The sequence below is a fragment of the Macrococcus sp. PK genome (assembly GCF_022501545.1).
Taxonomy (GTDB): Bacteria; Bacillota; Bacilli; order Staphylococcales; family Staphylococcaceae; genus Macrococcoides; species Macrococcoides epidermidis.
This window is the reverse complement of record NZ_JAEPRF010000010.1, coordinates 41,519-61,837: the sequence shown is the minus strand read 5'-3', so window position 1 is coordinate 61,837 and position 20,319 is coordinate 41,519. Positions and strand designations below refer to the sequence as shown.

Annotated in this window: 23 protein-coding genes and 1 riboswitch; of the genes, 2 read left to right on the top strand and 21 right to left on the bottom strand. The window is 34.7% G+C overall.

Features of this window, described 5'->3' with window-relative positions; all coding sequences use genetic code 11:
• Positions 1–183: 183 nt before the first annotated feature.
• From guaA to xpt, 4 genes are all read right to left on the bottom strand, one after another.
• Positions 184–1,725: a glutamine-hydrolyzing GMP synthase gene (gene guaA / locus JJJ02_RS08230; RefSeq protein WP_240838299.1), complete on the bottom strand. Its 1,542-nt coding sequence runs from the start codon at positions 1,723–1,725 to the stop codon at positions 184–186.
• A gap of 63 nt (positions 1,726–1,788) precedes the next feature.
• On the bottom strand, positions 1,789–3,258 hold the full coding sequence (gene guaB / locus JJJ02_RS08225) for an IMP dehydrogenase (protein ID WP_240838297.1): 1,470 nt from the start codon (positions 3,256–3,258) through the stop codon (positions 1,789–1,791).
• 45 nt (positions 3,259–3,303) lie between these two features.
• Entirely contained in the window at positions 3,304–4,572 is a 1,269-nt protein-coding gene (locus JJJ02_RS08220; protein WP_240838295.1) for a nucleobase:cation symporter-2 family protein, read from the bottom strand.
• 1 nt (position 4,573) lies between these two features.
• The gene (gene xpt / locus JJJ02_RS08215) at positions 4,574–5,149 is read right to left on the bottom strand and encodes a xanthine phosphoribosyltransferase (protein ID WP_111716985.1); all 576 of its coding nucleotides are present in this window, start codon (positions 5,147–5,149) and stop codon (positions 4,574–4,576) included.
• A gap of 98 nt (positions 5,150–5,247) precedes the next feature.
• A riboswitch (purine riboswitch) is annotated at positions 5,248–5,349 on the bottom strand.
• A gap of 369 nt (positions 5,350–5,718) precedes the next feature.
• Between xpt and JJJ02_RS08210 the strand changes: the two genes are divergently transcribed.
• Together JJJ02_RS08210 and JJJ02_RS08205 are read left to right on the top strand one after the other, a co-directional pair.
• Positions 5,719–6,753, top strand: a complete 1,035-nt coding sequence (locus JJJ02_RS08210; protein ID WP_239242228.1) for a YsnF/AvaK domain-containing protein — start codon at positions 5,719–5,721, stop codon at positions 6,751–6,753.
• A gap of 128 nt (positions 6,754–6,881) precedes the next feature.
• The gene (locus JJJ02_RS08205) at positions 6,882–7,490 is read left to right on the top strand and encodes a GNAT family N-acetyltransferase (RefSeq protein ID WP_239242227.1); all 609 of its coding nucleotides are present in this window, start codon (positions 6,882–6,884) and stop codon (positions 7,488–7,490) included.
• Between the two features lie 61 nt (positions 7,491–7,551).
• On the opposite strand, the gene JJJ02_RS08200 is transcribed toward JJJ02_RS08205, so the two are convergent.
• From JJJ02_RS08200 to rpmH, 17 genes are all read right to left on the bottom strand, one after another.
• Entirely contained in the window at positions 7,552–8,100 is a 549-nt protein-coding gene (locus tag JJJ02_RS08200) for a YfbU family protein (protein ID WP_239242226.1), read from the bottom strand.
• A 231-nt stretch (positions 8,101–8,331) separates the two neighbouring features.
• Complete coding sequence (rpsR, locus tag JJJ02_RS08195; protein WP_096077771.1) at positions 8,332–8,574, bottom strand: 30S ribosomal protein S18; 243 nt, start codon at positions 8,572–8,574, stop codon at positions 8,332–8,334.
• A gap of 33 nt (positions 8,575–8,607) precedes the next feature.
• Positions 8,608–9,138, bottom strand: coding sequence for a single-stranded DNA-binding protein (ssb, locus tag JJJ02_RS08190; protein WP_099581623.1), 531 nt, complete (start codon positions 9,136–9,138; stop codon positions 8,608–8,610).
• Positions 9,139–9,162: 24 nt separating this feature from the next.
• Positions 9,163–9,453, bottom strand: a complete 291-nt coding sequence (gene rpsF, locus JJJ02_RS08185) for a 30S ribosomal protein S6 (RefSeq protein ID WP_096077769.1) — start codon at positions 9,451–9,453, stop codon at positions 9,163–9,165.
• 123 nt (positions 9,454–9,576) lie between these two features.
• Positions 9,577–9,900 carry a hypothetical protein gene (locus JJJ02_RS08180; RefSeq protein WP_111716977.1) on the bottom strand — a complete coding sequence of 108 codons (324 nt, stop codon included), beginning with the start codon at positions 9,898–9,900 and terminating at the stop codon, positions 9,577–9,579.
• Positions 9,901–9,921: 21 nt separating this feature from the next.
• The gene (ychF, locus tag JJJ02_RS08175; protein WP_111716975.1) at positions 9,922–11,022 is read right to left on the bottom strand and encodes a redox-regulated ATPase YchF; all 1,101 of its coding nucleotides are present in this window, start codon (positions 11,020–11,022) and stop codon (positions 9,922–9,924) included.
• A gap of 12 nt (positions 11,023–11,034) precedes the next feature.
• A complete protein-coding gene (locus JJJ02_RS08170) occupies positions 11,035–11,226 on the bottom strand; it encodes a DUF951 domain-containing protein (RefSeq protein WP_111716973.1) in 192 nt (63 codons plus the stop codon).
• On the bottom strand, positions 11,216–12,103 hold the full coding sequence (locus tag JJJ02_RS08165) for a mechanosensitive ion channel family protein (RefSeq protein ID WP_372486717.1): 888 nt from the start codon (positions 12,101–12,103) through the stop codon (positions 11,216–11,218). The genes JJJ02_RS08170 and JJJ02_RS08165 overlap by 11 nt, the downstream gene beginning before the upstream one ends.
• Before the next feature lie 9 nt (positions 12,104–12,112).
• On the bottom strand, positions 12,113–12,961 hold the full coding sequence (locus tag JJJ02_RS08160) for a ParB/RepB/Spo0J family partition protein (RefSeq protein ID WP_239242225.1): 849 nt from the start codon (positions 12,959–12,961) through the stop codon (positions 12,113–12,115).
• Positions 12,954–13,715: a ParA family protein gene (locus JJJ02_RS08155; protein ID WP_111716969.1), complete on the bottom strand. Its 762-nt coding sequence runs from the start codon at positions 13,713–13,715 to the stop codon at positions 12,954–12,956. The genes JJJ02_RS08160 and JJJ02_RS08155 overlap by 8 nt, the downstream gene beginning before the upstream one ends.
• 112 nt (positions 13,716–13,827) lie before the next feature.
• A complete protein-coding gene (noc, locus tag JJJ02_RS08150) occupies positions 13,828–14,673 on the bottom strand; it encodes a nucleoid occlusion protein (RefSeq protein WP_111716967.1) in 846 nt (281 codons plus the stop codon).
• A gap of 47 nt (positions 14,674–14,720) precedes the next feature.
• Positions 14,721–15,437, bottom strand: coding sequence for a 16S rRNA (guanine(527)-N(7))-methyltransferase RsmG (rsmG, locus tag JJJ02_RS08145; protein WP_239242224.1), 717 nt, complete (start codon positions 15,435–15,437; stop codon positions 14,721–14,723).
• Positions 15,438–17,312, bottom strand: a complete 1,875-nt coding sequence (mnmG, locus tag JJJ02_RS08140; RefSeq protein ID WP_111716964.1) for a tRNA uridine-5-carboxymethylaminomethyl(34) synthesis enzyme MnmG — start codon at positions 17,310–17,312, stop codon at positions 15,438–15,440.
• A gap of 12 nt (positions 17,313–17,324) precedes the next feature.
• The gene (gene mnmE / locus JJJ02_RS08135; RefSeq protein WP_239242223.1) at positions 17,325–18,707 is read right to left on the bottom strand and encodes a tRNA uridine-5-carboxymethylaminomethyl(34) synthesis GTPase MnmE; all 1,383 of its coding nucleotides are present in this window, start codon (positions 18,705–18,707) and stop codon (positions 17,325–17,327) included.
• A gap of 131 nt (positions 18,708–18,838) precedes the next feature.
• Positions 18,839–19,654: an RNA-binding cell elongation regulator Jag/EloR gene (gene jag, locus JJJ02_RS08130; RefSeq protein WP_254256952.1), complete on the bottom strand. Its 816-nt coding sequence runs from the start codon at positions 19,652–19,654 to the stop codon at positions 18,839–18,841.
• Between the two features lie 21 nt (positions 19,655–19,675).
• Positions 19,676–20,023, bottom strand: coding sequence for a ribonuclease P protein component (rnpA, locus tag JJJ02_RS08125; protein WP_111716958.1), 348 nt, complete (start codon positions 20,021–20,023; stop codon positions 19,676–19,678).
• A 103-nt stretch (positions 20,024–20,126) separates the two neighbouring features.
• Positions 20,127–20,279, bottom strand: a complete 153-nt coding sequence (gene rpmH, locus JJJ02_RS08120; RefSeq protein WP_096078141.1) for a 50S ribosomal protein L34 — start codon at positions 20,277–20,279, stop codon at positions 20,127–20,129.
• Positions 20,280–20,319 lie beyond the last annotated feature (40 nt).

Below are 20,319 nucleotides of genomic sequence, written 5' to 3'. Positions count from 1 at the left end.
AACTCAACTACGAACCTATTTTTATAGGTTCTTTTTTTATACCTACTTACAGTAAAGCCCGAAAACTTGGCTATATTTTTGTTTTTCTCACACTTTGCCCATTTTCTGCCCATTTTTTAATTTAATAAGCATAAAAACAACCCTCTAACCATTGTGGTTAAAGGGTTTTTCTTATTTTCAATTCTATTCCCACTCAATTGTACTTGGGGGCTTAGATGTAATATCATATACTACACGGTTAACGTGAGCTACTTCGTTTACGATACGGCTTGATACTTTTTGAAGTACTTCCCAGTCAATTCTAGCGAAGTCACTTGTCATACCATCGATACTTGTTACGGCACGTACACCTACTGTATAGTCATATGTTCTATAATCTCCCATAACACCTACTGAACGGATGTCAGGTAATACAGTGAAGTATTGCCAGATTTCTCTTTCAAGTCCTTCCTGAGCAATTACCTCTCTTAAAATCGCATCAGATTCACGTACGATTTCAAGCTTTTCTTCAGTAATTTCACCTAATACACGGATACCAAGACCCGGACCAGGGAATGGTTGACGCCATACTAAATGTTCAGGGATTCCTAATTCAATACCTAACGCACGTACTTCGTCTTTAAATAATGTATTGATTGGTTCAATTAACTCAAACTGCATGTCTTCCGGTAATCCACCTACGTTGTGGTGTGATTTAATCGTTTGTGCAGTCTTTGTACCTGATTCAATGATATCTGTATAAAGTGTACCTTGTGCTAAGAAATCCACACCTTCAAGTTTCGATGCTTCATCATCAAATACATATACAAATTCATTACCGATGATTTTACGCTTTTGTTCTGGATCAGATACACCTGTTAATTTACTCATAAAGCGTTCTTTCGCATCTACACGAATAATATTCATGTTGAATCCTTCACCAAACTGCTTCATAACCATATCGCCTTCGCCTTTACGAAGTAAACCATGATCGACGAAGATACATGTTAACTGATCTCCAATTGCTTTATGGATTAATACTGCAACTACTGATGAATCTACGCCACCACTCATCGCACATAATACTTTTTTATCTCCAACTTTTTCACGAATCTTCTCGATTTCGATATCGATGAAGTTTTCCATTGTCCATTCACCTGTACACTTACAGATTTCACGGATAAAGTTACGTAATAAGTCATTACCGTATTCTGAATGACGTACTTCCGGATGGAATTGAACTCCATATAAATTACGTTCAGCATTCTCAATCGCTGCGTATTTACAACTTGGAGAATTTGCGATCATTCTGAACCCTTCAGGAATATTAATTACTTTATCACTATGACTCATCCAGACAGTTTGTTCTTCTGGTAATTTTGTAAATAGTGAGTGTGTTTCTGCAGTAATGACTGCTTTACCGTATTCACGTTCATTTGCACGCTCTACAGAACCACCTAACAGTTTCGTCATTAACTGCATTCCGTAACAAATACCCATTACAGGAACGCCTAGATTAAAGATTTCCGGATCTACTGTGAATGAACCTTCTTCATATACTGAGTTTGGTCCACCAGAAAGAATAATTCCTTTTGGGTTCATCTTCTTAATTTCTTCAATTGAAATTTCATGATCGTGAAGTTCAGAGTATACACCCATTTCACGAATACGACGCGTAATAAGCTGGTTATACTGACTTCCGAAGTCGAGAACGAGAATCAGTTCTTGTTCTAATGCCATTTCCATAGTTTGTTCTCCTTTTAGTTAAGTTAAGTTTATTATAATGTAATTTGTCGTTCGAAGATATTCTTACATTGAATAGTTTGGTGATTCTTTCGTAATTTGAACGTCATGTGGATGACTTTCGATTAAGCCGGCACCTGTCATGCGAATAAACATTGCTTCTTCACGTAATGCTTCTAAGTCTTTAGAACCCGTATAACCCATTCCGCTTCTAAGACCGCCCATTAATTGGTATACACTGTCTTGTAATGCACCTTTATAAGCGATACGTCCTTCAATACCTTCTGGTACAAATTTCTTCGCATCTTTATCTTCCTGGAAGTAACGGTCTTTAGAACCTTTTTCCATTGCACCAAGTGATCCCATACCACGGTATACTTTGTATTGACGGCCCTGGAAGATTTCAGTGTCCCCAGGTGATTCAGTCGTACCTGCAAGTAACGATCCTAACATTACTGCATGTCCACCTGCTGCTAATGCTTTTACGATATCACCCGAGAACTTAATACCACCATCAGCAATAATCGCTTTACCATGTTTTTTCGCTTCAGTTGCTGCGTCATAGATTGCCGTAATTTGTGGCACACCTACACCTGCTACAACACGTGTTGTACAGATTGATCCAGGTCCGATACCTACTTTAACAACATCCGCACCTGCTTCAATTAATGCACGTGTTCCTTCAGCAGTCGCTACGTTACCTGCAATTAAAGTCACTTCAGGGAAATGTTTCTTAAGTTCAGAAACCATCTCTAGTACACCTTTAGAGTGTCCATGTGCTGTATCAATTACTAATGCATCTGTTCCTGCTTCAACTAACTTCGTTGCACGTGTAATCGTATCTTTTGCAATTCCTACTGCTGCTGCTGCTAATAGTCTACCGTGCTCATCTTTAGCGGCATTAGGGAACTCGATAACTTTCTCGATATCTTTAATTGTAATTAATCCTTTTAAATGGCCAGTTTCATCAACAATCGGTAACTTTTCAATTTTATGTTTCTGTAATATTTTTTCAGCCTGTTCTAAAGTAGTTCCAACTGGTGCAGTAACAAGTTCTTCAGTTGTCATCACTTCAGAAATTTTAATTGAATAATCTTCAATAAAACGAAGGTCACGGTTCGTCAAGATACCTACAAGTTTCATTTCTTCTTCACTATTAACAATCGGCACACCTGAAATTCTATATTTACCCATTAAATGCTCTGCAGCGAATACTTGCTCATCAGGTGTTAAATAGAATGGATTTGTAATGACGCCATTTTCTGAACGTTTAACTTTTTGAACTTCGTCAGCCTGCTGTTCGATGCTCATATTTTTATGAATAACACCTAAACCACCTTGACGTGCCATTGCAATTGCCATCTTCGCTTCTGTAACTGTATCCATACCTGCTGATAGCACTGGAATCTTTAAGTTTAAACGGTCTGATAAAGAAACGCTTAAATCTACAGTGTGTGGTAATACTTCTGAATGATTTGGCACTAATAATACATCATCAAATGTTAGACCCTCTTTTTGAAACTTGTTTTCCCACATAATTAACTTGACCTCCATATGATTTATTAATCTTTAGTAGCTCTATTATTTCACATTTTCATGTATTTGTTTATCATTTAATCCGTTAAAAAATAAATTAAGGATAATAGCAGTAAATGTACCGATAACAATACCATTTTGTGTCAACCATTCATAGTCACTACCAAACTTGCTGAAAGCTTCCGGTACTGTTGTTATTCCTAATCCGATACCAACAGATACTGCAATGATTAATAGATTATCTTGTCTTGTGAAATCAATAGCACCTAGCATCTTTACACCATATGCCATGACCATACCGAACATGGCAATCATTGCGCCACCTAGAACAGATGTCGGGATAATCGTCGCAATTGCACCAAGTTTCGGAATCGATCCACATAACAATAATAAACCGATCATGCCATACATCACTTTATTTGATTTCACACCTGATAATGAAACGAGTCCTACGTTTTGTGAATATGCTGTATACGGAAATGCGTTGAAGATAGAACCTAATACAATTGCAATTCCTTCTGCACGATAGCCTTTTGAAATATCTTTTCTATCAATCTTTGTTTTTGTAATTTCACTCAGTGCAGAATAAACCCCTGTTGATTCGATCAAACTGACAATCCCTACAATAACAAATAATAAAATTGAGCCGATTTCAAATTTAAATCCTGCAAATCTAAATGGTTTCGGTAATTCGAACCATTGCGATTCATGTACAGCATTTAAATTTACTAATCCAAAGAATGAAGCAATTACTGTACCGATTACTAAACCGAGTAATATCGCGATTGAACGGATAAATCCAGTAGATAATCTATGGATAACCAATATAATGATTAAAGTGATTAAACCTAACAAAATATTAAGCGGTGCACCAAAGTCTTTACTACCTTGACCCCCTGCAAGGTTATTCATCGCTACTGGCATTAACGTAATCCCAATAATCGTTACAACACTACCTGTTACTACTGGCGGGAATATCTTTACCAGGTATGAAAAGAACGGTGAAATAAGTACGATAATAATCCCTGAAGCAAAGAGTGATCCATAAAGGACATCTATTCCGTGTTTTGAACCTACCATTATCATTGGGGTTACGGCAGTAAAGGTACATCCAAGTACTACAGGTAAGCCAATCCCGATACCTTTATATACTTGAAGGAATGTAGCAACACCACACATAAAGATATCGACAGAAACTAAATATGCCGTTTCTTGTGCACTAAATCCTAATGCATGCCCGACGATGATTGGAACAATAATTGCACCGGCATACATTGCGAGCAAATGCTGAATACTTAATAATAAATTTTTCATCTTATTCGCCTACCAATGTTACTTGATTATTATCTAAAGAAGCGATTCTACATAAACTTGTGACACTTAATCCTTTATCTATTAGTCTTTGGTATCCTTTTTGGAAGCTTTTTTCAACTACGATACCAATACCCACGCAACTTGCCCCTGCTTGATCTACTAAATCATATAATCCGAGTGCCGCCTCACCATTTGCTAAGAAATCATCAATGATTAATACTCGGTCATTTTCATTTAAAAACTTTTTAGAGATAATAACATGATTCGTTTTATTCTTCGTATAAGAATGAATATCAGTCTGATAAACTTCTTCTGTTAAAGTACTAGGCTGCGCCTTTTTTGCAAATAAACAAGGAACATCAAAATGCAATGCAGCCATAATAGCTGGTGCAATACCTGATGCTTCGATCGTCAGGATTTTTGTAACATTCTCATCTTTGTACGTTTCATAGAACGTTTTACCGATTTCATGCATCAGTTTAGCATCAATTTGATGGTTCAAAAATGAATCAACCTTCAAAATTCCTCCATCAATTACTACACCGTCTTCTTTAACTTTTTGTTGTAATAATTCCATAATGACCTCCATCACTTTATTAAAAATTGAAAAAGAATATAAAAAAAACTCATCTTAAATAAAATTTAAGATGAGTAATACGTGTATTTATATAAATAAATACAACTTTTATTACTCATAGTCACATCATTTACGGTAATGTGGTAGAAACGCTAAAGCCATATCCTTTAATTTATATGAGTTATTCTTATTAATAATATTTTATAGATAATATCAAAATTATGAGCAATTAGCAATACCACTTCAAAATGACGCATTATTCAAAATAATCAGTATTTATTTATATTGGATTAGTTATTTTATTTAATGTTTTAAATGGTCATATAACCGTGTTAACTATGAAATTCCCACTAAAACTTAATATTTTTTAAAAGATTTTTAATTTTTTCGTTAATTTTTTTATGAAAAAAGTATGCTTTTCTTCTATATATATGTCATTTATAATTCTCTAAATTTAGAAAAAATTCTTTTTTATTTGTGTTTACCTTTTAAGTTCACGGGTATCTATTTAGCATAACAACAAAACAACAGTCATCAAGCAACGACAATACAAACAATTTGGAGGTACGATGAAAATGAGAAACTTAGAAACATTTTTAAATGAAGAAAGTTTATTACGTAGAATCGACCAACTAAAATCACAAGGTATTGCAGAGCATGACTTACATGTCATTTCTAAAAACAAATTAGATGGTTCAGCTTTAGATTACACAGATGTACAATTTAAAGATGCTGAAGGTTCTTTCGGTGATAAAGTGGCAGCATTCTTCACTGGAGAAGACCCACAACATCGAGTGTTTGACAAATTAGAATTAAGTGAATCAGAACGTGTCGAGTATGATAATGCTGTAGACAGCGGAAAAATCTTATTATATGTAGATAATGATGCTTACACTACAGATGAAGGCGACACATTAAGACACAACGATGTTCCAGGTCACCTTAATGAAACTGACCATACTGGTCTTGGGTATGCAGCAAGTACAAATACTGAGACTGATGCACAATATGCTGAGAAACACAGAACAAACAACTTAAACAATGGAGAGGAAGTAGTAAATATGAATAACAATAACAATTACAATAACAGTGGATTAAGCTATGAAGAGTACAACAACTTATCAAGAGAAGAGCGTTTAAACTATTTAGATAGCGATTTAAGAGACCGTAACGACATTTCAGATGACGAAAAAATTCAATTACACGAAGAACGTTTACGTGTTAACAAAGATGTAGTTCAATCTGGTGAAGTTACAATCGACAAAAATGTAGTATCTGAGCGTCAAGAATTTGATGTACCAGTATCTCACGATGAAGTTACAATCGAACGTCGTAAAGTTAACGAAACAGTAGCTGATGGTCACTTCGATAACGATTTAGACGAAGAAACTATCCGTGTCCCTTTAACTGAAGAACGCGTATCTATCGATAAAGAAAACGTAGTATCTGAAGAATTATTAATCAAGAAAAATCGTGTAACTGACACTGAACACGTTTCAGAAGAAGTTCGTCGTGAAGAAGTTGAAATCGACGATACAAATGCACACCGTCGTGATGATTTAGACCGTGACCGTTTAGATAACGACTTAACTGACCGTCGTTAATTACAATATATTAATTTTTAGAAAAGTCCTTCGGGGCTTTTCTTTTTTTATGTAGAATTTCTAAAAGTGCTTTAAATGAGATGAAGTGATACAATAAGAATATTAAATAATGTAAATGGAGTATTAAAATGAAATTTTTACATCTTACAGAACCGGATCATTATTTTCAGCAATGTATGGATTTATATAATGCTGAATTTGATTATGAAATCCGAGAACCTATTGAAGTATTTACACAATCTTTTAACGTTAAAAGAAAAGATGAAGAACGTTATCATTTTATCGCCGCTTATGAGGATGATACATTGTATGGGTTTATTGCATTCCATTTAGAAGTGACATATCGTATTGGCTACATCGTATATCTTGTCGTAAATCCAGAAGTACGTGGTAAACAAATAGCCCGTCAGCTTATGGATGAGGCTGAAGATATTATGGTGAAACTTTGTGAGAATAATGGTACTGTACTCGAACATATTATGCTCGAATGTGAAAAAGATGGCGATGGTAATAGCCCACTTGACTCATTTTATAAGAAATTTGGTTTTTCAAAAACAGACTTCAATTATCATCAACCCGGTCTACATGAAGACGATCCTGTACCAATGAATTTGTATTTAAAAACAAGCAATAAAACAGAGGCACGAACAGCAATCGAACATATTTATCGTGTTAAATATATTCAATGTAATAATATTGACCCTAAAACAACCGATTATTTATTAGCTGAAATGTAATAAGAGATATATAGACAAAATCTATATATCTCTTATTTTTATTTTTTATGATTATGTATAGCTACTTTAATATTTTACATAGCACTTCAAATGAAAGGTACGAGTTTATTTTGTGATGCTCATAAACATCTAACATACCTTGATAAGCTTTGATGCTTAACGGTTTTTTTGGAAGCGTGCTAAATAGTGATAAATCTAGCTTTCCTTCATAATGGCGCATTTCATGAAGATAAAAGAATGCGTATAACTCGTAATCCGTTTCTTCGTTAAGATTAAATCCTAAGAAAGAAAAATAAGGATGCTCTTTTAATACTTCAACCTCACTTTTTGTAAGTGACATATATGACTTTGTCATATGTGCATACATAGAAATTACTGCTTCCACAAATTCTGTTACATAAGAAGGTATTTTTTCATATTCTAATGCCAGTTCTTCCAGCAGAATATGATTTTGAGTGTCAAGACCATCTCTCACAATCTTCTGATGTAATCGATGCATTTCAGCATTAGGTGGATCAAGCTTTTCTAAGATTTGATAGATTTTGTACAAAATCAATCGGTTAAATGGATTCAATTCAAATGAATGATTAGTATCCAGCCAATTGTTCATATCGGTCAACCTCCCTCCCTAAATTTTATGTAATTATCAAAAGATATTAATAATTACAAAATTTATTATATTTACTTTTTATAACAATTTCAACATTTTAATTGTAAAATAACACTACAATTTACATTAAATTTTTATAATAAATATGAATTTAATATAAATTTTTTGAATATTTGATGAACATAAAAAATAAGCTGCAATCCTAATGGATTGCAGCTTATAAATTATATCTTATTGCTCATCTTTAACATATGGTAATAATGCCATATGACGTGCACGTTTGATTGCTACAGTTAACATACGTTGGTATTTAGCTGAAGTTCCTGTTACACGACGTGGTAAAATTTTACCGCGTTCAGAAATGAATTTTTTAAGCATTTCTACTTCTTTATAGTCGATATGTGTAATTCCGTTTGCTGTGAAATAACAAACCTTTTTACGACGACGACCGCCTCTTCTTGGTCCACCTGCCATGATTGTTGCCTCCCTTACTTACAATTTTCTTTATTAGAACGGTAAATCATCATCACTAATATCAATCGGTCCAGTTGCATTTGCAAATGGATTCGTTGATGGTGCTGATGTATTAGACTGTTGTTGATTGTTGTTATTATAATTTGATTGATAATTTTGACCTTGAGATTGTTGTCCATAATCACCTTGATCATAACTTGAATAGTCTTGACTCGGATCATTATTTGAACGGTTTTGATTTGCATTCTTCGGTTCTAAGAACTGTACTGAATCACAAATTACTTCCGTTACATATACTCTACGGCCTTCTTGATTATCATAACTACGTGATTGCAATCTGCCATCTACCCCAGCTAAACTACCTTTGTTTAAGAAGTTATTCACATTTTCTGCTTGTTTACGGAAAACGACACAATTGATAAAATCAGCTTGTCTCTCTCCTTGCGCATTTGTAAATGTGCGATTAACTGCTAATGTAAATGTAGCTACTGACACGCCTGATGGTGTGACTCTGTATTCTGGATCTTTTGTTAAACGACCTACTAATACAACTCGGTTAAGCAAATAAATCGCCCCCACATGTTAGGTTTATTTTTCTTCTTCGCGTATAACGATATGACGGATAATGTCATCGTTGATTTTTGCTAAACGATCGAATTCGTTTGTAGCAGCATCAGTTGAGTTTACTTTAACGATTTGGTAGAAACCTTCTTTAAAATCGTTGATTTCGTAAGCTAAACGACGTTTACCCCAATCCTTTGATTCGATGATTTCCGCTCCGTTAGAAGTAAGAATTTCTTCGAAACGCTCGATTAAAGCTTTCTTAGCATCTTCCTCAATGTTCGGACGTACGACATACATAATTTCGTATTTTCTCATCTTTTACACCTCCTTATGGTCTATGCGGCTTTATTATTTAATAAAGCAAGGAATAATTTTCATTACTCACAATAGAGAATTATAGCATAGTTTACTTTTTTCATCAATCATTTGTTTTATAAATTACTGATGAACTTCATTTAATTGATAAGTCACCAGTTCTTTTGAATAGAATAATTTAATATCACCAGTGCGATGCAAATATACATATTCTTCATAATCTGAATCATCAGGATTTATTTCATCTGTTTCAATAATGTCTAAATAGCGTATCGCAGTCCTTGGAAACGAGACTTTATTATAGATTGAATCATTTAGTTTCACCGGTTCAGATAATGATACTGCCTGTACTAAATAATGATATGTAACATGGTACATCGGGTTTACTTTATCTTCAGACTTAATAATAATTTTGATACAGTATATGATTCGTTTTAATGGTTGCATGCTATGCTCCTGTTTGTTTAATTATACGTTAAATCTAAAATGAACAACGTCGCCATCCTGCATGATATAATCTTTTCCTTCTAAACGTACACGACCCGCTTCTTTTGCAGCAGTCATACCATTATGTTCAATTAAATCATCATAGCTTACAGTTTCTGCTCTGATAAATCCACGTTCAAAGTCAGTATGAATGATTCCTGCACATTGTGGTGCAGTCATACCACGTTTAAACGTCCACGCACGCACTTCTTGTACACCAGCTGTAAAGTAAGTAGCAAGACCTAATAAATGATATGAAGCTTTGATCAATTTATCTAACCCAGATTCTTCAATACCCAAATCTGCTAAATATTCTTTTTTATCTTCTTCATCTAATGCCGCTAGCTCTTCTTCAATACGCGCACTGATAACAATGACTTGTGAACCTTCATTATCAGCATATGCTTTAATTGCTTTTACATGTTCATTTTCTTCGCCTGCCACTAAATCATCTTCAGATACATTTGCCACATATAACATTGGCTTTGCAGTTAACAAGTGCATACCTTTAACAATTTTCTCTTGTTCCGGAGAAAATTCAATACTTCTTGCAGGACGTTCATTTTCTAGAGCTTCTTTAATAATTGCTAAGATTGATTCTTCAACCATTGCATCTTTATCTTTTTGTTTTGCCATCTTCTGAACACGTGCGTAACGTTTCTCAACAGATTCTAAATCCGCTAAGATTAACTCCATATTGATAACTTCGATATCATCAACAGGATTTACTGTTCCTGATACATGCGTGATATTCTCATCTTCAAATGCACGAACAACTTGACAAATTGCGTCAACATCACGGATATGAGATAAGAATTTATTTCCTAACCCTTCACCTTTAGAAGCACCTTTAACGATACCAGCGATATCAGTAAATTCAAATGCTGTTGGTACTGTCTTTTTAGGTGTTACTAATTCAGTTAATTTATCTAAACGTACGTCTGGTACTTCAACGATACCAACGTTAGGATCAATCGTAGCAAACGGATAGTTCGCTGCAAGTGCTCCTGCCTTTGTAATTGCATTAAATAATGTTGATTTTCCTACGTTTGGTAATCCTACAATTCCTGCTGTTAAAGCCATAATTTCTTCTCCTTATTCGGCCTGTGCCGTTATCTTTTTAATTTTTTTATTGAATTCTTGTCTTGGCAACATAATACTACGACCGCAACCTTCACATTTAATACGGATATCCGCACCTAAACGAATTACTTTAAACAGTTTCTCTCCACACGCATGTGGTTTCTTCATTTCAACAATTGTATTTAATTCATAATCATTTTGCATTGTGATCATCCTTATTTGGTTGATTGTACATAACAACACGTGGCATAGGTACGTGAATGCCATTTTGATCTAAAAATTCTTTAATATCACCACGTAATATTCTTGAAACTTTCACATGATTATTCGGTAAAGTTTCTGCCGACATTCTTATTTTTGTTTCTCCTGCACTAACCATTTCAACACCTAACATTTCAGGTGCTTTTACTAAATCAACATATTTCTCAGGTAATGTTAGTAAATACGGCTGCAATATGGATTCTATATGCGAAATATTTTCTTCACTTGATACGGAAATATCGAAGATTGCAATCGAGTTATTCACCGAGAAGTTTACAATTTCATTCATTGTGCCATTAGGCAAAATCGTAAGTTCACCTGTAAAAGATTTAATACGTGTTGAACGGAGACCAATAGATTGAACAGTCCCCTCTGCAACAGTAGTACCTGTTGTATTTATTCTAACATAATCTCCAACATCAAATTGATTTTCAAAGATAATAAAAAAGCCAGTAATAACATCTTTGACCAAAGTTTGTGCTCCAAATCCAATGGCGATACCCGCAATACCAGCCCCCGCAATAATACTTTCGACTTTCACACCAAAGTTACTCAGTATTGTCGTTAATACGATAAACCAAATCACATACGATGCAATATTTTGCAGTAGTTTAATCAAAGTTGTGTCACGCTTCGTTGATTGGGATAAATATGTTTTACGCCTTACTTTAAAAAATTGTTCAATGAATTTATGTACGACTCTAATGACAATAACGGCGAATAACAATAAAATAATCGACCATAAAATATCTGTCCCAATACTAATCCATAGTTTTGAATCAAAAAAGGTACTTTCTATTTCATTCATAATATCGTTCACTACATTCACCTACTGTGTATTCTCTAACAATGCAATAAGGCGATTAAACTCTTCTTCAGAAGTAAACTCTATTGCAATTTTTCCTTTTTTACGTGATTTAGAAATTTCAACTTTTGTTCCTAAATGACGCTTTAAGTTTTCTTCATGTTTCACAAGAAACACTGGTTTTTTCTTTTCTTTCTTCGGCTTAGCTTCTGTATGATTTAAATCTTTAATATATTTTTCTAGTTCACGTACGCTCATCGATTCAGCGATTACTTTTTTAGCAACTGAAATCATTTCTTCTTCTGATTTTAGTCCAAGTAATGTACGTCCATGTCCGCCTGAAATTTTCTTTTGATCAATTAAATCTTTAACCGCCTGTGGTAAATTCATAAGACGCAGCATATTCGCAATATACGGTCTTGATTTACCTAAACGATCTGCTGTTTCAGCTTGTGTTAAATTCAATTTATCCATTAGAAATTGATAGCTCTTCGCTTCCTCCAGTGGATTTAAATCTTCACGCTGTAAATTCTCAATCACCGCAAGTTCCATCATTTGTGTATCAGTTAATTGCTTAACGATTGCCGGAATCTTTACTTTACCTGCTAATTTACTCGCTCTAAAACGTCTTTCACCTACAACAATGTCATAACCTTTCACTGACTTACGTACAACGATAGGTTGCAGTACACCATGCACCTTAATCGATTCACTTAATTCGTTCAATGCCTGCTCATCAAATTCATGACGCGGCTGATATGGATTTGGTCGTAATTCTGAAAGACTGATATCTTCTACTAATTCATCCTGCTGGTTTTCCTGGAAAAGTGCATCTAAGCCCCTTCCTAATCCTTTACCTAAACCTCTAGCCATGGCGTACAACCTCCTCAGCTAAGCTCTTATAAGTCTTAGCTCCCGTTGAACGGGCATCGTATACATTGATCGGTTGCCCGTGAGAAGGTGCTTCTGATAATCGGACATTACGCGGAATAATCGTATCGTATACTTTTTCACCAAAGTGGTCTTTTACTTCTGCAATCACGTCATTACCTAAATTCGTACGTGCATCCAGCATCGTTAATAATACACCTTCAATTTCAAGCGATTGATTTAAATGGCGTTGTACTAAACGAATTGTATTCAGTAATTGACTCAAACCTTCTAGCGCATAGTATTCACATTGTACAGGGATTACGATTCCATTCGCTGCAGTAAATGAATTGATTGTGAGTAAACCTAATGAAGGTGGGCAATCAATGATGATATAATCAAAATCAGTATCTAACTCTTTAAATGCATATTTTAAACGTACTTCTCTGCTCATCGCAGAAACTAACTCAATTTCAGCTCCAGCTAATGCAATATTAGCTGGAATGATATATAAGTTTTCAACCGCTGTTTCTAAAACACATTTATTGATATTTACATCTTCAACAAGCATGTCGTACACTGAATTTTCTACGTTATTCTTATCTACACCAACACCACTCGTGGCATTACCTTGAGGATCAGTATCTACTAATAAAACTTTTTTACCAAGTTCCGCTAATGCAGCACTTAAGTTAACTGATGTTGTCGTCTTACCAACTCCACCTTTTTGGTTTGCGATGGCCAATATTTTTGTCATCAATATTCTCTCCTACTCATGTTTTTCATATAGTAACGATTATAACAATTTTATCGAATTTCTGCACAGACAATCCGTGAACAGAAAAAAGCGGATGAAAGTATCATCCACTTTATTGATTCATATCATTCTTAAATACTTTTATAGAAATTTCATAGAAATTTTCATACTCGGTATCTTTACGTTTTACTTTTACGCCGCTTTTCTCAACTGCTTTTAAACTTTCACCGATTGTATTGAATGCAAGCTTTAAATCTCTCGTAAAGCCAATACGTTTAGGTTTCACATCTTCTCCACCCAACATACGCTTAACACGTTCTTCTGTCTGCTTCACATTTAAATTTTGGCTTTTAATAATGTCCAGCATCTTTTTTTGTCCAACTTCATCTAATGCAAGCAATGCTCTGGCATGTCGTTCTGTAATTTGCTGCTTGCTCAATGCATCTAAAATCGGTTGAGATAAGCGTAATAGTCTTAACTTATTCGCAATAAACGACTGGCTTTTACCTAAACTTGTCGCAAGATCCTGTTGCGTAATACCATCTAAGTCTAATAACTTCTTATAAGCTTCCGCTTCTTCAACAGCTGATAAATTTTCACGTTGAATATTTTCGATTAAAGCAATCGCAGCAGTTTCTTTGTCATTCATTTGTTTAACAATTACTTCTGTTTCAGCAGTGCCATTGAACTTTAATGCACGGAAACGTCTTTCTCCGGCAATAATTTCATACATACCTTCTTCAATTGGACGTACAACGATAGGTTGTAATAAACCATATGAACGAATGGATTCTGCTAATTCTTTAATCTTTTCTTCATCAAAAATTTGTCTTGGTTGATATCTGTTCGGTACAATGCGTTCTACTGGAACTGTAACGACATTACCGTTCTGACGTTGTACTTCAACATCTTCTTCTTTATCTTTTAGTCCAAATAATTTAGAAAAGGGTTTTTTCATATCAATCGACTCACTTTCACTTCAAAATACGATAACAATTTAATATCTTACTTTAATAAAGGCTCTTTATTCGGTGTGCCTGGTTTGCGTGGATATTTTTTAGGTGTTTGACGTTTCTTTTCAATATCTAAAATATAACGCATACTATCTTCTTCTGGTAGCGTTAAAGGATGATTATGAATGACTTCTCCACCTAAAATTGAAATTGCAAATAAACCTTCTTCAACTTCTATTTCACCTTGGGCACCTTTTAACGCTATAAAATGACCACCTTTTTTAACAAGAGGTAGACATAATTCACTAAGTACTGAAAGACGCGCAACTGCGCGTGCTGTTACAACATCAAATGATTCACGGTACTCACTCTTACCAAACGTTTCAGCACGATCATGAATAAATCGAACGTTCGTCAAATCAAGTTCTGCACTTAAATGATTTAAGAAGTTGATGCGTTTATTTAATGAATCAACGATTGTCACTTCAAGATGAGGGAACATAATTTTTAATGGTATGCTTGGAAATCCAGCACCTGCACCAACATCACAAATGGATTGAATCTTCGTAAAATCATAATAGAAACTTGGTGTAATTGAATCAAAAAAGTGCTTTAAATATACTTCTTCTTTTTCAGTTACAGCAGTTAAATTCATTAGCTTATTCCACTCTACTAAAGTTTCATAGTAAATTGCAAATTGTTTTTGTTGTTTTTCAGTGATAGTAAAGCCTTTTTCCTGTAATTTTTGTACGAATTGCGTCTCGTTCATCTAGTTCACCCTTTTAATTTTTCCCTGTTCAATATAGACTAATAAAATTGAAATATCTGCAGGATTCACACCTGAAATTCTTGAAGCCTGAGCAATACTTAAAGGTTTAACTTCCTTTAATTTCTGACGAGCTTCTGTCGCTAATGAATGAATATCATCATAATCAATATTTTCTGGAATTTTTTTATTTTCCATACGTTTTACTTTTTCAACTTGTTGTAATGACTTTTGAATGTAACCTTCGTATTTCGTCTGGATTTCTACTTGTTCAGCTACTGCTTCATCCACTGTAATATCACTGTCAATAAGTGACACAACTGAATTATAATCCATTTCAGGACGACGTAATAAATCAATCGCTAAAATACCATCTTTTAAAGCAGTTCCACCACGCGATGCAATCATACTTTGTGTCAACGCATTTGGTTTAATGCGCGTATCAGTTAAACGTTTTATTTCCTCGGAAATAGCAGCTTTCTTTGCAATAAATTTAGCATAACGCGCTTCATCTATCAAACCAATTTCTTTCCCGATTTCCGTTAAGCGTAAATCAGCATTATCATGACGTAATAATAAACGATGTTCTGCACGACTTGTAAGTAGTCGATATGGTTCATTTGTACCTTTCGTTACTAAGTCATCGATTAATACACCAATGTATGCTTCGTGACGCCCTAAAATTAACGGTTCGTGATTTAATACTTTTGCTGCAGCATTAATACCAGCCATCAAACCTTGACCTGCCGCTTCTTCATATCCACTCGTTCCGTTAATTTGTCCCGCAGTAAATAAGCCATCTATCTTTTTCGTTTCAAGTGTTGGCCATAATTGTGTAGGAACGATTGCATCATACTCAATCGCATAACCCGCACGCATCATGTCTGCTTTTTCTAGCCCAGGAATGGATTGTAACATTTGAAGTTGCACATGCTCAGGTAAACTTGTAGATAAGCCTTGTACATAGACTTCTTTCGTATTGCGTCCTTCCGGCTCTAAGAAGATTTGGTGACGTGGTTTATCATTAAAGCGCACGAATTTATCTTCAATCGACGGGCAATAACGTGGACCTGTTCCTTTAATCATGCCTGAATACATCGCTGATAAATGTAAATTATCATCAATCACTTTATGTGTTGCAGCATTCGTATATGTTAACCAGCAAGGTAACTGATCTAAGATGAACTCAGTCGTTTCGTAACTGAATGCACGTGGTACTTCATCACCAGGCTGAATTTCAGTTTTAGAATAATCAATTGTATTGCCATTCACACGAGGTGGTGTTCCCGTTTTAAAGCGCACAATATCAAACCCAATTTCACGTAAGTGATCTGCTAATGTGATTGATGGCATTTGGTGATTTGGTCCTGAAGAATATTTAATGTTACCTAAAATAATTTCTCCACGTAAGAATGTCCCTGTTGTTAATACAACAGCATCTGCATAATACGTTGTACCAATAATTGTTTCGACACCTTTTACTTTATCGTCTTCTATAATTAAACGCTCAACCATACCTTGCATAATATCTAGGTTGTCCGTATTCTCAATAACATCCTTCATTTCTTGTTGGTAAAGTACTTTATCTGCTTGAGCACGTAATGCACGCACTGCAGGACCTTTACCAGTGTTTAACATACGCATTTGAATATGCGTTTTGTCGATTGTTTTAGCCATTTGGCCACCTAAAGCATCTATTTCTCGAACAACAATCCCTTTTGCTGGTCCACCTACCGATGGATTACATGGCATAAAAGCGACTGAGTCCAAATTAATTGTTAGCATTAAAGTCTTTGCACCTTTTCTCGCTGCAGCGAGTCCCGCTTCAACACCTGCATGACCGGCACCAACAACAATTACATCATATCTTTGTTCCAAAATGTTTCCTCCTTATTTTCCTAAACAGAACTGGCTAAATAACTGATCGATTAAGCCGTCTGCAACAGACTCTCCAATCACTTCTCCAAGCAATTCCCAAGTTTTTATTAAATCAATTTGAATCATATCTATTGGCACGCCACTTTCAGCAGCCATAATAGCATCACTGATTGATTGTTTAGCGTCTTTTAATAAACTAATGTGTCGTGCATTTGAAACATACGTCATATCTTGATTCGATACTGTACCTTCAAAGAATAGATCACGAATCTTTTCTTCTAACTGTTCTATACCACTTTGGTCAACCATCGATGTCATCACAATTGGTGTATTTACACCAACCATTTGTTTCACCGCTTCAATGTCTAATGCTTGTGATAAATCTGTTTTGTTAATAATAACGATAACATCTTCATTTTTAATGACTTCAGCAAGCTGATAATCACTTTCTGTTAATGCTTCATTATAATTTAATACGTAAAGAATTAAATCAGCTTTGCTTAAAGCCTCGCGACTACGTTCAACACCAATCTTTTCTACAATATCGTCTGTTTCACGAATACCTGCCGTATCTACTAAACGTAAAGGTACGCCGCGTACGTTTACATATTCCTCTAATACATCACGTGTTGTTCCTGCGATTTCCGTAACAATTGCTTTATTATCTTGAATTAAATTATTTAACATTGATGATTTACCTACATTAGGTTTACCAACGATAACTGTTGATAATCCTTCACGTAAGATTTTACCTTGCGTACCAGTTTGTAATAAAGACTCAATGCTCGTCTTTATCTTCTCAGCTTCTGCTAATAGAAATTGATTCGTAGCTTCTTCTACGTCATCATATTCAGGATAATCAATATTAACTTCTACTTGTGCTAGAATTTCCAGGATTGATTGACGCAATCCTTTAATAAGTGTGCTAAGTCGACCTTCAATTTGCTGCATTGCAACTTTTGAGGCACGATCTGTTTTAGAACGAATAAAATCCATTGTCGCTTCTGCTTGAGATAAATCAATACGACCGTTCAAAAATGCACGTTTTGTAAATTCTCCTGGCTCAGCTAACTTTGCACCATTCGATAATGTTAGTCCTAGTACACGATTAACCGTCATAATACCACCATGACAATTGATTTCAACAATATCTTCTCTTGTATAGGTTCTAGGTGCACGCATTACTGCCACCATTACTTCTTCAACAACGTCATTTGTCTCAGGATCAATAATATGGCCGTAATTTATCGTGTGTGAATCAACATTGATTAATTTATGCTTACCTTTATATATCTTGTCTGCAATATTTATCGCTTCATCTCCAGAAAGTCTAACGATAGCAATGGCCCCTTCTCCCATTGGTGTTGAAATACTTGAAATTGTGTCGAATTCCATACATTGATCCTCCTTTAAATGTCCATTTGTTGATTGTAGTTTGAAATGTTAAAAATGAAAACACTTTTGCTTTAAATAAACAGATTAACTCTAAAAACTTAATGTTTTTAGAGTTAGTCAGAGTTATAGAATTAACGTGCTTTAATGACTAAATAACGGTGAGGTTCGCGACCTTCTGAATATGTTTCGATATTCTCGATATTGGTCAATATTTGATGCATAATTTTTCGCTCATAATTCGGCATAGGTTCAAACTTTACCGGTTTACGTGTAGCAACTGCTTTTTTTGACATATTTAATGCGAGATTTTGTAACGTTTCTTTACGTTTCTCACGGTAATTCTCGATATCCAGCGTCACAGTCATATAACCTTTTTCAATATGGTTATAATAATTTTGAGCAAGCAACTGCAGACTATTTAATACTTGTCCGCGCTTTCCGATAATTCGTCCAGCGTCATTTGATTCCAAATTAATTACAACTTCACTATTATTCTTAAAGCTGCTTGTAGCAGAAGTATTAATACCCATTTCCTGAATAATAGCCGTGATATATTTTTCAGTTTGATTCAGTGCATCTGTTTTTGCTTGTTGTTTTGATAGCGACTCTTTTTCAGTAGTAGCAATTATAACTACATCAGTATCAATAACCTTTTTATCGTCCGATTGTTCATGTTGCACGCGTTCAGTCTTAATCGTTTGTTCTTCTGTTTCCTGAGTTATGTATTCACTTCTATTTTTAACTGCTTCAATAGTAGAAAGCTTCTTTAATTCAGGATCAATTACAGTAAGTTTCACTTCTGCATCAGCTTTGCCAATACCAAAAAAGCCTTTCTTTCCTGGGTGAATAACATCAATCTTTACTTGTTTTTCTTGCAGATTTAATTCATCAAGTCCTTGTTGAATCGCAAGTTCAACAGTACCGGCTATATAATTTTTCTCTAACACAGGCATACCTCCATCATTAGATTAACTGATTCTTTTATTAAAACCTTTCGCAATCTTCATGACATGCTCCAGACTCTTATGAATCTCTTCAACTGTCATATCTTTTGAAGGGTTTCTGGCAATAACAATAAAATCATCTTTAATGATATCTTGTTTATGGCGCGTAAAACTTTCTCTAATCGCTCTTTTTATACGATTACGTGTCACAGCATTTCCAATTTTTTTTGACACTGAAATGCCTAATCTAAAATGCTCATTTTCCTGATTTCTTAGTCTATAGATGATAAATTGTTTATTAGCAACGGACTTACCTTGTTTATAAACTTTTTGAAAATCATCATTTTTTTTGATTCGATATGCTTTTTCCACGATACACCAACTTCTATCACTAAATAGATACTTTTATTCATTATACTAGAATACAGACCTGTTTTAAACAAAATAAAAAAGACCACTGAATTGTTCAGTGATCTTATGCTGATAATACTTTTCTACCTTTACGACGACGACGCGCTAATACGTTACGGCCGTTTTTTGTGCTCATACGTGCACGGAATCCATGAACTTTACTATGTTTACGTTTATTTGGTTGATAAGTACGTTTTACCACTAAAAACACCTCCATTAATTTATATTTCATCTATCGAATTTCGTCTAGTGATTTA

Coding starts and splice junctions, on each gene's coding strand:
- guaA (WP_240838299.1), bottom strand. CDS start 1,725: ATGGAAATGGCATTAGAACAAGAACTGATTCTCGTTCTCGACTTCGGA.
- guaB (WP_240838297.1), bottom strand. CDS start 3,258: ATGTGGGAAAACAAGTTTCAAAAAGAGGGTCTAACATTTGATGATGTA.
- JJJ02_RS08220 (WP_240838295.1), bottom strand. CDS start 4,572: ATGAAAAATTTATTATTAAGTATTCAGCATTTGCTCGCAATGTATGCC.
- xpt (WP_111716985.1), bottom strand. CDS start 5,149: ATGGAATTATTACAACAAAAAGTTAAAGAAGACGGTGTAGTAATTGAT.
- JJJ02_RS08210 (WP_239242228.1), top strand. CDS start 5,719: ATGAAAATGAGAAACTTAGAAACATTTTTAAATGAAGAAAGTTTATTA.
- JJJ02_RS08205 (WP_239242227.1), top strand. CDS start 6,882: ATGAAATTTTTACATCTTACAGAACCGGATCATTATTTTCAGCAATGT.
- JJJ02_RS08200 (WP_239242226.1), bottom strand. CDS start 8,100: ATGAACAATTGGCTGGATACTAATCATTCATTTGAATTGAATCCATTT.
- rpsR (WP_096077771.1), bottom strand. CDS start 8,574: ATGGCAGGTGGACCAAGAAGAGGCGGTCGTCGTCGTAAAAAGGTTTGT.
- rpsF (WP_096077769.1), bottom strand. CDS start 9,453: ATGAGAAAATACGAAATTATGTATGTCGTACGTCCGAACATTGAGGAA.
- JJJ02_RS08180 (WP_111716977.1), bottom strand. CDS start 9,900: ATGCAACCATTAAAACGAATCATATACTGTATCAAAATTATTATTAAG.
- ychF (WP_111716975.1), bottom strand. CDS start 11,022: ATGGCTTTAACAGCAGGAATTGTAGGATTACCAAACGTAGGAAAATCA.
- JJJ02_RS08170 (WP_111716973.1), bottom strand. CDS start 11,226: ATGCAAAATGATTATGAATTAAATACAATTGTTGAAATGAAGAAACCA.
- JJJ02_RS08160 (WP_239242225.1), bottom strand. CDS start 12,961: ATGGCTAGAGGTTTAGGTAAAGGATTAGGAAGGGGCTTAGATGCACTT.
- JJJ02_RS08155 (WP_111716969.1), bottom strand. CDS start 13,715: ATGACAAAAATATTGGCCATCGCAAACCAAAAAGGTGGAGTTGGTAAG.
- noc (WP_111716967.1), bottom strand. CDS start 14,673: ATGAAAAAACCCTTTTCTAAATTATTTGGACTAAAAGATAAAGAAGAA.
- rsmG (WP_239242224.1), bottom strand. CDS start 15,437: ATGAACGAGACGCAATTCGTACAAAAATTACAGGAAAAAGGCTTTACT.
- mnmE (WP_239242223.1), bottom strand. CDS start 18,707: ATGGAATTCGACACAATTTCAAGTATTTCAACACCAATGGGAGAAGGG.
- rpmH (WP_096078141.1), bottom strand. CDS start 20,279: ATGGAGGTGTTTTTAGTGGTAAAACGTACTTATCAACCAAATAAACGT.